Here is a 13,171-nt window from a genome sequence, read left to right on the forward strand (position 1 = left end):
ATTTTCATTCTCTGTGGTGAAGAGCTGATTTTTGCGCTTCATGAATGGCTAACGGGCAGGTTAGCTGAAGAAGCGGTACCATATAAAACCATTGAAATTCATATGATTTTTGGTTATTAAGTTGATCAAAAACAAATTGGGATGGTTGTTTTTAGGAATTGCGGGGTGTTTTTGCTTTTTATTTCTTAAGATGTCAACGGAAGGTAGCCAATTATTGATTAGTAGCTTAGACGGTGAGACTACTATGCCTTTAAATTTCTTAGGGGTAAAGCTTGCTGAAAGCATCTCAACAACGGAAATCTTAAATCAGTATGGTGCTTACCTTTGCCTATCGAGTTTAGTGCCATTGTTATTAACCATTTATTGTTATCGTAGATTTTTAAATCGTATTCCAACTACAAACTAATATAATTGCCATTCATTTCTGTAGCTGTCAAAATGGCAGCTATTTCTTATTGAGTTAACGGGGCAGGATAGTGGAAGAAGGAAAAATTTACTTCTATATTGAAAGAATTAAAAGTAAGAAAATGTCGTTATCACTAATTCCACACCCGCAAGCAGTTCCAGTAGCAAAAATAAGTCATTAGCTGATTTTATTGAAGAAAACGCAATACCTTACGAAGATAACTATTGGATAAATGGAAAGGAATTACCGCCAAACCGAGGAAGCCATTAAATGTTAAAAAGGATCGTCTTTCGACGGTCCTTTTTTTACTTTTCTTGAACTTGAATTTCTACCCAATAACCACCATAAGTCCACCATGCAGAACTTCCAACAGCGCCTTCATGCTTAATATTTTTTTCCACAAATTCCATTACCATATCCATGTATTGTCTGCTATAACTGGGAACTTTATATTTATAACCGTATTCACTCTTTTGAAAATCTGAATACTCAATACCATTTGAAACCAAAAATTCTTGGATCAATTCTGCATTTGTCTTTTTCTTTACTTGTCCATATCCTGTTCCCTTACCACCAAATTCTTTGCCAATAGCATGACCTTCATTAGCATTGTCTGGTACATCAGATACGTTAGTTAGGTTATTAGCTACGTTATTATCTTTGAGTTGCTGCCGAGTTGTTCCATTATCATTACATCCAGTCAATGCAAATACAAGAACCAGTCCAAGGCCAAGTAATTTCATTGTTGATTCCTCCTAAGATATTTATTTTAGTATTTGTATTAGATACAGTATTGAATAGCGAAATTTTTACCAGCATATTTCTTTCCACTGACCATTATTTGTCAATTATCAACCCATACTAATAAAAGACCAACGATTAATCGTTGGTCTTTTCGGATTTCTGTCATACTTAAACAGAATCTCCAAAATGTTTACTTTTATGATTACATATCCCAAAATTGTCTTTTTTTGTGCATTAGAATATTTGTATCATAAAGGTCATAGGAAAATTGGGTATTGTATAGGTAGAAAAGCAGGGACAAATAGCATTGATCGGGAGAAAGCATATAGGGATTTTGTTAAGAAATATAATTTGCATTTCCAGCCCAATTACATTATAGATGAGTGCCTCTATTTTGAAGACGGTGAAAAAGTCATTAAACGATTAAAAGAAATGGATACACCGCCATCGGCATTGTTGGTGACGAGCGATCAAGTTGCAGCTGGAATCGTTACCTTTTGTCAAACCCAGAATATATCTATTCCAGATGAACTTGCAATCATTGGATTCGATAATCAACGAATAGCTAAAATGATGAATATTACTACAATAGAAATCCCACTTGAAGAGATGGGTAAAAGCCTTTTCCTTCAAGCGGTAAATAGTGATATCTTAAATAAGGAAATATCGGTAAAACTAATTGAAAGAGGAACAGCTTAATCGTATTCGTCTCTATTTCTGGTTGTGATTTATTTGAAACAATTTAATTGCCTTTTGCATAGGTTCATTGTTAAAAAAGCCACTTAAACAATATAAATGAAATTAAATTTAAAAAAATACACATTGAAAGTTGGAAGCAAAAATGACTCATAGAAGCATTATATTCTTTGATATAGATGGAACTTTGCTAACTCATGATAAAGAATTGCCTCTTTCAACGAAAGAATCAATTTTTAAATTAAAGGAACTTGGACATGAAATAGAAATTGCAACTGGGCGAGCTCCTTTTATGTTTGAGGATTTGCGAAAAGAATTGGATATTAATACATTTGTTAGTTATAACGGGCAATACGTAGTGTTAAAAGGAGAAGTGTTATATAAAAATCCATTAAAGATCTCTTCTCTTGAAAAGCTAACAGAAGCAGCTCTTCAAAATAATCATCCTGTAGTCTTTATGGATCACGAAGATATGAAGGCTAATGTTCCAGAGCATAGATACATAAAAGAAAGTATTGCTACATTAAAAATTAGCCGTTTTCCTACGCATGATCCGCATTATTACAAAGGACGCGAGCTGTTTCAAACTCTCCTTTTTTGTCCAGAAGGGGAGGAGAAACAATATGAACAGGAATTTCATGATTTTGATTTAGTAAGATGGCATCCTGTGTCAGTCGATGTAGTTCCAAAGGGAGGCTCAAAAGCCAAAGGTATTGAAAAAATAGTTGAAATAATAGGTATTCCAAAGGAACGCCAATATGCTTTGGTGATGGGCTTAATGATATGGAAATGCTTTCCACTATAAGGAATAGTGTGGCAATGGGGAATGCGGAAGAAAAAGTAAAGTCAGTTGCAAAATATATAACAACATCTGTTGAAGAAAATGGAATTTTCCAGGGGCTCCAAATGGTCGGCCTGTTATAACTTCATACCGATTAACTTTAAAAAACCGAAAAATTAAGTTTCTTTTCGAAACTTTATATTTTCGGTTTATTTCATGTGCATAAGTTTTGGAGAAATGTAACGGCAACCCTATGAAGCAATACAATTTAAGGATTCTTATGATAAAATAGATTTTTTTTATGGTTTTCTTTAAATTGTTTGGGTGTTTCACCGGTCATCTTTTTAAAAAGTAACGTAAAGTAATTTGTGTTATCGTAACCCATAATTCTCGCAATTTCTCCTATTTTTAACTCGGTGGATACCAAAAGGTTCTTAGCTTCTCCGATTCGTCGATTAATCAAGTAATTAATAGGTGTGATTTGCATTTGATCTTTGAATACATGGGAAAGGTAATACTTGTTTATATATAATGCATCAGCGATGTCCTCAAGTTTTATGTTTTTCTTATAATTTTTATCAATAAATTCTTTTATACGATGGGCGAGTGTATTTGCTTCTTTTGTTTCATTCCTCAAATTTTGCAATTTAATAGCCCGGTGCATTAATGCGATTGAGGATGTGAGTAAACCTTGACATATTATTTCATAACCAGCTGCTTTAAGAGAGGATTCTTCAAATATATGTGAAAAGTAAAGACCAATTAAATCAGAATATTTATTTTTTTGTATAATCGGTTCGAGACCAAAAGGTATAATACAAAGTTCCTGCAATTGATCAATAGCTAAATTGGAGATTCCACAAAAGTAAGTTACTAGAGGACAATTTATGAAGAGTTAGCATATTTGAAAAGTACCATAAAGTGATTAATACCAAGGTTAAAATGATTATTCCACATTCTTATTCTTCAAATGATATCAAATGGCATAAGAATTGGACTTAAATTTAGCTAAATAAGCTTGATTTAATAAAGTGTAAGTATGAAATGGATGGAGAGGTTAAGAATAGGAAGTAAAAAAAATATCCCCTTATGAGGATATGTTAAGATGAATGAGAGTCGATTTTTTCGTACCTTGTAATATCTTTTTTCATTAATTTTTCAACTTGAATTTGGAGCTTTTCGACCTTCAGGTTATATGCTTGAATAATATTATTTTTTTCCTCTAACATATTTATGAGCTCATCCACTTTCATAATTCTTAATGCGTCTTTCGACGATTCTCCGTTTTCTTCAAGTAAATGTTGGTTAATTTCTTCAATTTCGATTAGAAGCTCACGGTACCATTCATCCAAGTAATCCTTTCGGTCTCCGCTATATAAACTTCTTATCGAAACCTTTAAAGAAGAGGATATCTTATTTAATGCATCAGTTTTATTTAGCTTTTGGTCTAAAAACTTTCCATTTTTAGCTTGACGACGAAAAGTTCGTTTAACTCCCGCAGCTGATCTTGTAAGTTCATTTTTTTCAAATTTTACATTAGCCATTTATAACACCACTTCTCATAAACATATCCATTTGTTCTACCGTAGGGCTAGGGAATTTTTTGTAATATTTTTGAATGTATTTCTTAGCAATAGAGTGCACTTCTTTTTCAACTTTTTTGGCATCGTTAACATCAAGGTTAAATTTAACGAAGAGTTCAATAAATGCTTCTTTTAAATCCGTTTCAATATCATCAATCTTTGCAGGTAAGACCTTTTTTTCAAGTTTGTCCTTGGTTTTTTTCAAAAGAGTACTGTTATGATTCAGAAATACTATCCACCTTGCCAATTCTGATTTATGTTCTAATAATTTATCTTGATCTGGACTATACTTTTGACATTTATAACATTTCAAAGTGTGATGGAAACAAGTAGCTTTCGCTTGAGCGTTACAATTATGTGTTCGCATTGGGAAACCGGATGGGACCTCGCCATCGGGTATATAAGAATTTGATGGTAATTCTAATCCTTCAAGATCTTTTGACAATTTTTCAGCAAACATTTTGGCAATAGTTTCATCTTTAGATGTATCTAAAATCATAGAAGTGTGTTTTAAAACTCTTTCAGTATCTAAAGATTCATATTCGACTTCGTGGCTATTTGAATCCTTTTTTATTCTGTTAGCAATATTGTACAATCCTTTATTTGCTGCTTTTTTAATTTTTTTTAAAGACTCAGGTGCAAGGGTAAGGGTATAAACTATTTGAGACTGCAAACTGTCTTGACCTAATCTTTCAGCGATATCTACATCAGAGAATCCTTTTATTTTCATGTAAGTGGCACTCATTCTTCGTAAATCATAATAACCCCCGCTTATTTCTAAGATCATTCCACTTATATACTCACTGTATCTTTAGGACTATAATCTTTCATTTATTTCCAACAAAAAAGGTATATGTGACAAGCTTCATCATATATTCAAAAATAAATACAAGGAGGTGTTTTATGTATTATTTATTTGTGCTTGGCGTTGGACTGTTTGGTTTAGTTTTAGTTGGGATCGCAGGGTATTATATGGTATTAGAAGTTTTGGGAAAAGGGAAGGAAAATGGGAGTGAAAAAAGCTTTAACTTATCAATATATGCATTTGTTGTGTTGTCCTTTGCCGGTTATTTGATTAAATCACCCCCTCTCACTTGGAACATTGTGCTATTGGTTGGAAAAGCATACCTAATTTTGTATCTCATCATAATACTTCATGAATTAGGGCATTTATTAGCAGCAAAAACAATGAACCTACCAATCACTGTTTTTTCAATCGGAATTGGCCCCAACTTGTACAGTTTCGAATTTAAAGGTATAAGTTTTGAATTCAAACTAATTCCAGGGAGGGGTTTCGTAAAAACTGATGCAGAAAAAGAAGAAAACTTACCTTTGTATCAAAAATGTATATTCTATCTTGGTGGTATTTTTGTGAACATCCTTAGCTTTTTTGTTGGGCTGTCGATATTTTTTGTTCAACAAGGGCAATCAGTATTAGAATCATTTAAGATTGTATATCAAAAGTTCATTGCTCTTATTTCCTTATATTACTCTTTCATCACACAACTTAAGTTTACGGATATTTATACTCCAGAAAGAGATCTGGAAAACTCAATCGGACTTTATATATCAGCAGCAGATATAGCACAAGAGTTTTGGCTTGGGTTTGCAGCAATCAGTATAGTCTTAGCACTATTCAACTTAATTCCGATACCAGTATTGGATGGAGGTCGTGTTGTATTAGCAATTTTCAATTCGTTATTAGGAGCAATCGGTATCCCCCAAAAATGGGTTAAAACATTTTTCTATACCATGTTAGTTTTAGGGGCGATGTTTCTTTATAGCCCAATTATCATCAACAATCTATGGTCATCGAGCCAATCTCTAGGTATGAGTTTAGTTGAATTTGTCCTATGGACGGCAATCATAATTGTAGGACTGATTAACATACAAATTTTCCTAGAAAACAGAAGAAATAAAATGAAACCTATTGAGTAATCGCTTAACCAACAGAAAGACACTGTTAACCCGGTGTCTTTTTGTTATATTCTGTATTTGGTTTTCTATTTACACCACTTTGTACCTTTACATTTTCTATGTTTTATATACCCTCAGAAAATATTAATTTAAGTTTCCTTTTTTGTAAATGTATTCCAATCTACTGAAATATAGTATATTGTTAGAAGGGATTTCCAAATAATATAATCTATCAAAATGCAGTTTTCGAGGAGCGTACACTTAACATGAAAGACAAAATTAATGTATGGACAACATCAAGAGATTCTGCTGTTTGTGATGACATTGAATTGAAAAAGACATCGACTACTAGACTTATTTTTAGACCTGAAATAGTGAACAATATTAATAATCCTGAGACATCTGTTAGAGGATGCTTCATCTTTCAAAAGAAAGGTAAATATTCCTCTTGGGAAGATCATAAGGAGTTAGATTTAAGTAAGTTGAAAGCTGAGGAATGGATAAAGTTAGAGCTAAACTCTGAGGCTATGCTGACTCTTACAAGAGAAATTCAGAAACATTATGCAGTACATGAAAAGTATGGCGTTATATATGGAGGCTTTCACCTTTTCAAGAGCGGTCCCGATATTGAAAGACTGATTGAAATGTTTGAGAGTAATGCTGATCTGTTTACTCAACTACTAGAGGATGAGAAGAGTGATGTACTTGAGAAAACATTGGAATGGATTGTTTTAAATGATAACCCTAATAAAATAATAGACAGACTTAAAAACCTACAAGAGAAAGATTTAGACCAACTTAATAGTCTTATTGGGATAGCTAACCTCAAAAAAGTATTGTCTGTTTGGGAAGGTAACAAACATAATACCTCTGAGAAGTTTGGCAAAGTGTCCTAAAAGAAAATACTTGGATTCTGAGTCAGATTTTCTCTAATCCAACTGTTTTGAATAAACCCTTTTTGTGTTGTTGTAGCAGGCAGATTTGATACTTTAACTGATACTGCACATACACATTCTTTTGAGCTGTACAGAAAAGAGCTTAAAAATGTGACTGTAATTACTTTTGATGAGCTGTTTGAAAGGGTTAAGGGCTTAATCAAGCTGTTAGAAGGCTAAATAGCGGAGTGAAGTTAAGCCTTTCTTGGTTTGCCCTGTGAAGTAAATAATTCAATTTAACAAGCTAAATAACCAGCTAAAAAATGTAAATATATTGTAATTGTTGTTAGTTTAATACAATCATTAGAGGGTAGTTAGTTAAAGGACTAACTACCCCTTTTTTTGGCAAAAATTAATTTTTCTTCTTCAACTACCATGAAAATAAGTTTCTTCAAGATAGAAAAATGACAATACTTAAGAAGACCCTTCTCAATTGTTAAAAAAAAGAGGAGAGCGATAATTAATAAGTCTATGGATTAGAGTTGACTGGATTAAGGTCAGTAACAGTATTGACACTTCCTAACCATTTTCATTCTCTGTGGTGCAGCATGATTTTGTGCTGCATGGATGGCTAACGGGCCAGATTGTGGAAGAAAAAATTGTAATAAAATTACAAATGATTGAAAAGTTTAATATCAAGTACGGTGAACCGTACCATAAGTAAATGAGGTTTTTTGAAGAGTAGTCATGACGACTACTCTATAATTATGAGGAAATTCCTTATGTTGCTTTTGGCTTCTAGATTGTTCCAAAACCCTTTCTTCATCTACTTCAGGACAGAAAATGTCATTCAGATGAAACGACTGGATGATACTTCGGGTGTTTTAAAAGATTACCTACCTTGTTTTTGTATAAAATGGTACAGTGCTCCCATCATTCCCGCGTCATTTTGATGTTTACAACTTTCAACCGGAATCTTAATATCTTTCCACCAATAAAGCTGGTCAAGATGGTTTTTAATATTACTTAACAAACCTTGTTGGGCGATTACTCCACCACCGATTAAAATTTTTTGTGGGTTTAAAGTTGCTGCTAGATTATAAATTCCATAACTAATGTTTTTAGCCCAGTCATCAATTAGTCTTCTCACCGATTCATGTTTAACAGATGCTAAAAAAACTTTCTCTCCATTAATTTCTTCGTATTCACTTATACCCTTGAGTTTTTTATAGGACTTAATTAAGGCAGTAGTAGAAGCATTGGATTGCAATATATCGCCGTCATATTTTCCAGCTTGGGTAATGATAAAACCCAATTCACTGCCTCTAAAACTGTGACCATGCAAAAGTTTCCCGTCGATAAAAATCCCCCCTCCAATGCCAGTGCCAAGCGTCAAACAAATAAAATCGGTACAATTTTGTGCATTGCCACTTATTTTTTCCGCTAATGCAGCACAGTTTCCATCATTTTCAATCTCAACCTGTAGAGGAATTCTTGTTTCTAATAACGTTTTAAGATTCTGATTATCTAGTGCAGTTACAGCGCCCGCTCGTTCTGAATAACCTGAATGGGGATTAATAAAGCCTGGCAAACTAATAGCAACACCGTTTACGTCGTTATTGGTTGTATACATCTTAATTGTTTCTACCATTTGTTCTAAAAATATTTCTAGATTTACGCATTGGGTATTGTAGCTATCTTTTGAAAGAATAGTTCCATTTTCTAATAATAACCCGTGCTTTACTTTTGTCCCACCAATATCAAAACAAATATACTTTTTCACTTTACTTCCTCCTAATTAAAAACTGCTTTTGAGGTTAGATAATGGGTAATGTGATAATTTACTTCAGATTTTTTGCTAAATTACCTTAATAATTGTTCCCTCCTCTGAAGTTGGTTTTTGGAATTCCTTGTAAATTTGTTTTAAAACATTTTGAGGTAGTCGCTTCAGCACCTTGTTACGTTCTTTACAAATTTCAAAATCAGTATCAACGTGGAAAATTTCCAAAGTAAGTTCGAATTCCTTAGCAACACGTATCCATCTTTTACGACGCTCTCTGGTTCTGTTTGTGGTATCAACAATCACTTTATGTCCACTTTTTAGCAATGACCGGACCATGAGTTCAGCGCTTTCCCACACGAGCGGTTCAGCCTCTGCTTTATAAATTTGCCCATGTAAAGTTAGCCTGATATCATCAAGCGATACACGTACCCACCCTTGGCTCTGAAGGATTTTACCGTATGTTGATTTTCCGCTAAGAGGCATCCCACACATAATACCTAGTTTCACTCTACATCTCTCCCAAATCAGATTCGTAACTGCACTCTTCTTGATACCTACAAACAGCTGCAAATAAGCTCAAGTGCTTCTACTTTATAAAATGCGAGTGAGCGATGATTTGAACTGGACAAATTTACTATGATAAATATCCTAAACTTTTATAGAATATCCTTTTAAGGATATTGCCCACAATTCCAAGGGTTCTATTAGCAGAATAACTCCTTTATTAGAGAAATCCATATTATCGGTATAGTTTAAAGATGGTAATGGTTAAAATTTTAGACGGTGATGGGGTGGTGCCTTTCTACAAAACCAACCGTTTCTCCATAATAACTAATTATTTAGTGGAATCATGATACAAGCCGTTTCAGAATTTCATATCAATTCACATAATACTAAGAAGTAAAAATTTTCTAATTTATTTATCAATACAAAGAAGGGAGGAAAGGTTATGGTGAGGAAAGCAATCGTCCCTGCTGCAGGGTACGGTACTCGATGTCTTCCTATAACAAAAGCAATACCCAAAGAAATGTTTCCTTTAGGTTATAAACCGGCAATTCATTATATTGTTGAAGAGGCAGTCCAGTCAGGTATTGAAGAACTTCTTATCGTAACTTCAAATTCAAAAAACTCAATTTTGGACTATTTTGATCATTCAATAGAGTTAGAGGCTTTCTTAAGAAGCAAAAATAAAGAATATATGCTTAAACATTTAGAACTTCCAAAAATAGATATTTGCTATATAAAACAACCCTATGCAAAAGGACTTGGGGACGCTATACGACTTGGGAAAGAATTTGTTGGAAACGAACCGTTTGGAGTACTATTACCAGATGATTTTATCATTTCCAGTCAATCTCCTGCTCTGAAACAGTTAATTGATTTATATAAGGAAACAAATTGCAGTGTTATAGGAATAAAGCAGGTGAAACAAGAACTTTTAAAAAATTATGGGGTTATACAAGGGTCTAATAAAAATAATCTTATAGAAGTTGAAAATATTGTCGAAAAACCTAAAACAGATCCTCCTTCGGATTTGGCAGTTATCGGGAGATATATTTTTACTCCAGGGATTTTTGAATACTTAGAGTATGCAAAGGAAGGTGTCGACGGGGAAATACAGCTGACAGATGCCATTAAAGGTTTGCTGGAAATACAATCAATCTATGGGAAAATCGTATCTGGCGATCGGTACGATATTGGGAATTTAGAAGAATATGTAGAACTAATGAAAATAATGAGTAAAAAACAATGATAAATACATTAATTTCTATATATGAAGGAGAGAGTTGTTGTGTTGGAAAAAGTTTCAATAATTATTCCTTTTCAAACGGACCATGGTCCAAGAGCGGAAGCATTTGAATGGATTAAAAAGTATTATGCTCGTGTCATGCCCGAAGCTGAATTATGTTTGGGAATAATCAATGGAGAGAAAATTAATAAATCTAAGGCTGTAAATTCAGCAGCTAAAAAAGCAACAAGAGATATTTTTGTAATAGCGGATGCGGATGTCGTTTATGACCCTAACCTGATTGTGGAAGCTATAAGATTACTTAAAAAAGGAGCATGGGTAGTTCCTTTTACAGAAGTCTATAATATTGAAAAGCAAGGTACGGAGAGATTACTTAATAAAAAACCAGAGTGGCCGATAGATGTAAAATCTGAAGAATGTACTAAATCAAATTGGGTGTATGATGGATTTGCTGGAAAACTGTTTGTCATTTCTAGAGAGAACTTCGATGCAGTCGACGGTTTTGATGAGCGGTTTATTGGATGGGGAGGAGAAGATGATGCTTTTTCACATGCAGTCCGGACGATTTGTGGTAAAATAATGAATGTAAAAGGAAAAGTATTCCATTTGTGGCACCCGAGTTCAAGCTATCAAACAAATCCAAACGGTAAATCCAATGGTAATCTTCTCAATCGTTATGAACGTGCAAGTGGAAACAAGGAGGAAATGATCAAGCTCATTCATGAAAGGAAAGGGGATCTAGAGAAGATTCAACATAAAAATATTGATATTTTAAACAGCTATGAAAATGAATTTATGAAATCACCCAAAAGCAAAATTTGTTTTGCTATCCTCGTTCATGAAGACAGAGAGTTAGTCAAGCAGCTAATTGATAATGTTCGATACTATTGCCCCAACAGTACAATGGTTTTATACAATGGGGGTAATGATCCGACACTTTGTGATGGTTTAGGTGTTCCTGTCTGTCCTTCTAGCCGTAAATTAAAGCGTGGGTGGACTACCATTTATTTTCTGGAAACAATGGAATGGTTAGAAGAATTGGGTATTGAGTATGAATATTTTATTAATATTGATTCGGATGCTTTGTTCATCAAAAAAGGATATGAAGAATTCATTCAAACTGAAATGGAAGATACGGATTATATGGCGGTAAAGCTTGGGATTCCAGAAGAAAATTGGTATATTGGACAGGAACTTAAGAAAGACATTGATAGATGGAAAAAATTGTTTAATGTAAATCCATTCTATGGAGTTTTCAATGTTGGTCAGGTAATTTCGAGTCCAATAGTTAAATCATTACTTGAACCAGAAAGAAAGAAAAGGTTAAAAAGAGCTTTATTAGAAACGATTTCCTTCGGTACGGATGAGATACTTTTTGTAAACATGGCAAAGGAACTTGGATTCAGGATAAAAAAATACCCAAATGCTATGGATTCAAAGATGATTCGATACCGTCCTTACTTCACAGTGGAAGAAATGATTTCCTACCTTAATAACATCAAAAGTGGTGGTCTATGTCATCCCGTGATTCGAGACAAAGCTGATCCTGTACGGAAACTACTTCTAAATATTGAAAGTGAACATAATACAAAACATTATAAAAGCAAGGAATATCCATGGTATGAAGACAATCCAAATAATTATACAATTTCCCTTCCAATCAAAAGTAAATTTGGTAGTTTAGAACTTATTGTTCGATCAGACTCTTCTTTGACCCACTATTGGCAACACCCTAATGGGAAGTGGAATAAAAGTGAGACGTTTGCTAAAGGCGTTACGGGAAATCCGGTATTTTTTGAAAATAGTTCAGGTCATTTTGGAGTAGTCTGTAAATTAAAAAATGGTGGAGTTGGATTTTGGAAGAGAGACAACAAAGCACCTGGCCACCCTTGGTATGGACCATCTGTTTTTCAGCTTGAAAATGTAGAGCCTATAATGGGAAGTCAACTTCAGGAGGGAAGAAATATAATAGTTTTTAAGGCTGACAATCAATTTTTTTATTGGGAACTGGATAAGAAGAAATGGTATAAAACCTTCCCTAAGTAAGATAAATGCTTTATTAGAATATGGTTATCTCAAAATAAAGGTAATTTAAAGGAACTATAAAACTAACATTTCTCCTTAAAAACCTCATTTAGATATGTTACGGTGAACCGTATCATAAGTAAATGAGGTTTTTTGTATTTAAAATGTATTAAATTTTTAGATAGGAATTTGTAATTTTATGTTAAAAGTAATTATAAGAGATTGTGAAAGTTTGCACTTAAACTATCCTGAAATAATAAACTGCAATAGCGGATTTTTGGCAATAGGAAACTAGACCCTTTCAATTCAAATTTTTAAAAAGGACCTGGATTGGATCTATCTTATTTTAAAAAATTAATTAAGCTATAGCTTCAACTGTTACTTTACAACCAAGTGTTTCTAATCGTTTAATGGATTGTTTAATCACGATTTCTTTCTTCTTATAATTAAGAAAACCATCGCTAGATGGAACGCGGAATGCTTGGAAACTGGCACGTTCCGTGCGGAGCAGGGGAAAAGCCGGAGATAACCTCAAACGCTTACCTATTGCTAACGGTTAGTGGAAGAAGAATGTAGTGGATAGGTTACAGTTAACTGGACAGAAATATTAA

At 33.6% G+C, this 13,171-nt stretch carries 11 protein-coding genes and 2 pseudogenes; 6 read left to right on the forward strand and 7 right to left on the reverse strand.

Translation table 11 applies throughout. The annotated features are described in order from the left end of the window. Positions 1-711: 711 nt before the first annotated feature. Complete coding sequence (locus J7E63_RS26075; protein WP_215017828.1) at positions 712-1,149, reverse strand: hypothetical protein; 438 nt, start codon at positions 1,147-1,149, stop codon at positions 712-714. 187 nt (positions 1,150-1,336) lie between these two features. On the opposite strand from J7E63_RS26075, the gene J7E63_RS26080 reads away from it, so the two are divergent. Together J7E63_RS26080 and J7E63_RS26085 are read left to right on the forward strand one after the other, a co-directional pair. Beyond that, positions 1,337-1,849 carry a substrate-binding domain-containing protein gene (locus J7E63_RS26080; protein ID WP_215017829.1) on the forward strand — a complete coding sequence of 171 codons (513 nt, stop codon included), beginning with the start codon at positions 1,337-1,339 and terminating at the stop codon, positions 1,847-1,849. Between the two features lie 142 nt (positions 1,850-1,991). After that, a pseudogene (locus tag J7E63_RS26085) lies at positions 1,992-2,770 on the forward strand (Cof-type HAD-IIB family hydrolase). A 125-nt stretch (positions 2,771-2,895) separates the two neighbouring features. Here J7E63_RS26085 and J7E63_RS26090 read toward each other — a convergent pair. The 3 genes from J7E63_RS26090 to J7E63_RS26100 all read right to left on the reverse strand — a co-directional run bounded on the left by J7E63_RS26090 (position 2,896) and on the right by J7E63_RS26100 (position 4,997). Continuing rightward, the gene (locus tag J7E63_RS26090) at positions 2,896-3,273 is read right to left on the reverse strand and encodes a helix-turn-helix transcriptional regulator (RefSeq protein WP_215017830.1); all 378 of its coding nucleotides are present in this window, start codon (positions 3,271-3,273) and stop codon (positions 2,896-2,898) included. Between the two features lie 454 nt (positions 3,274-3,727). Beyond that, positions 3,728-4,171 (reverse strand): hypothetical protein, encoded by a 444-nt coding sequence (locus J7E63_RS26095; RefSeq protein ID WP_215017831.1) that lies wholly within the window; start codon positions 4,169-4,171, stop codon positions 3,728-3,730. Then, positions 4,164-4,997: a hypothetical protein gene (locus J7E63_RS26100; RefSeq protein WP_215017832.1), complete on the reverse strand. Its 834-nt coding sequence runs from the start codon at positions 4,995-4,997 to the stop codon at positions 4,164-4,166. The genes J7E63_RS26095 and J7E63_RS26100 overlap by 8 nt, the downstream gene beginning before the upstream one ends. A gap of 116 nt (positions 4,998-5,113) precedes the next feature. On the opposite strand from J7E63_RS26100, the gene J7E63_RS26105 reads away from it, so the two are divergent. Continuing rightward, entirely contained in the window at positions 5,114-6,148 is a 1,035-nt protein-coding gene (locus J7E63_RS26105) for a site-2 protease family protein (protein ID WP_215017833.1), read from the forward strand. Between the two features lie 245 nt (positions 6,149-6,393). Next, positions 6,394-7,242, forward strand: a pseudogene (locus tag J7E63_RS26110) (Shedu anti-phage system protein SduA domain-containing protein). A gap of 652 nt (positions 7,243-7,894) precedes the next feature. Here J7E63_RS26110 and J7E63_RS26115 read toward each other — a convergent pair. Both J7E63_RS26115 and J7E63_RS26120 read right to left on the reverse strand, forming a co-directional pair. Next, complete coding sequence (locus J7E63_RS26115; RefSeq protein WP_215017834.1) at positions 7,895-8,785, reverse strand: ROK family protein; 891 nt, start codon at positions 8,783-8,785, stop codon at positions 7,895-7,897. Between the two features lie 75 nt (positions 8,786-8,860). After that, on the reverse strand, positions 8,861-9,292 hold the full coding sequence (locus J7E63_RS26120; RefSeq protein WP_215017835.1) for an ATP-binding protein: 432 nt from the start codon (positions 9,290-9,292) through the stop codon (positions 8,861-8,863). 442 nt (positions 9,293-9,734) lie between these two features. On the opposite strand from J7E63_RS26120, the gene J7E63_RS26125 reads away from it, so the two are divergent. Together J7E63_RS26125 and J7E63_RS26130 are read left to right on the forward strand one after the other, a co-directional pair. Further along, complete coding sequence (locus J7E63_RS26125) at positions 9,735-10,538, forward strand: UTP--glucose-1-phosphate uridylyltransferase (protein ID WP_215017837.1); 804 nt, start codon at positions 9,735-9,737, stop codon at positions 10,536-10,538. Between the two features lie 39 nt (positions 10,539-10,577). Then, entirely contained in the window at positions 10,578-12,581 is a 2,004-nt protein-coding gene (locus J7E63_RS26130; protein ID WP_215017838.1) for a galactosyltransferase-related protein, read from the forward strand. 337 nt (positions 12,582-12,918) lie between these two features. Here J7E63_RS26130 and J7E63_RS26135 read toward each other — a convergent pair whose 3' ends face one another. Next, on the reverse strand, positions 12,919-13,095 hold the full coding sequence (locus J7E63_RS26135) for a hypothetical protein (RefSeq protein WP_215017840.1): 177 nt from the start codon (positions 13,093-13,095) through the stop codon (positions 12,919-12,921). Positions 13,096-13,171 lie beyond the last annotated feature (76 nt).

The organism is Bacillus sp. ISL-75 (assembly GCF_018613095.1).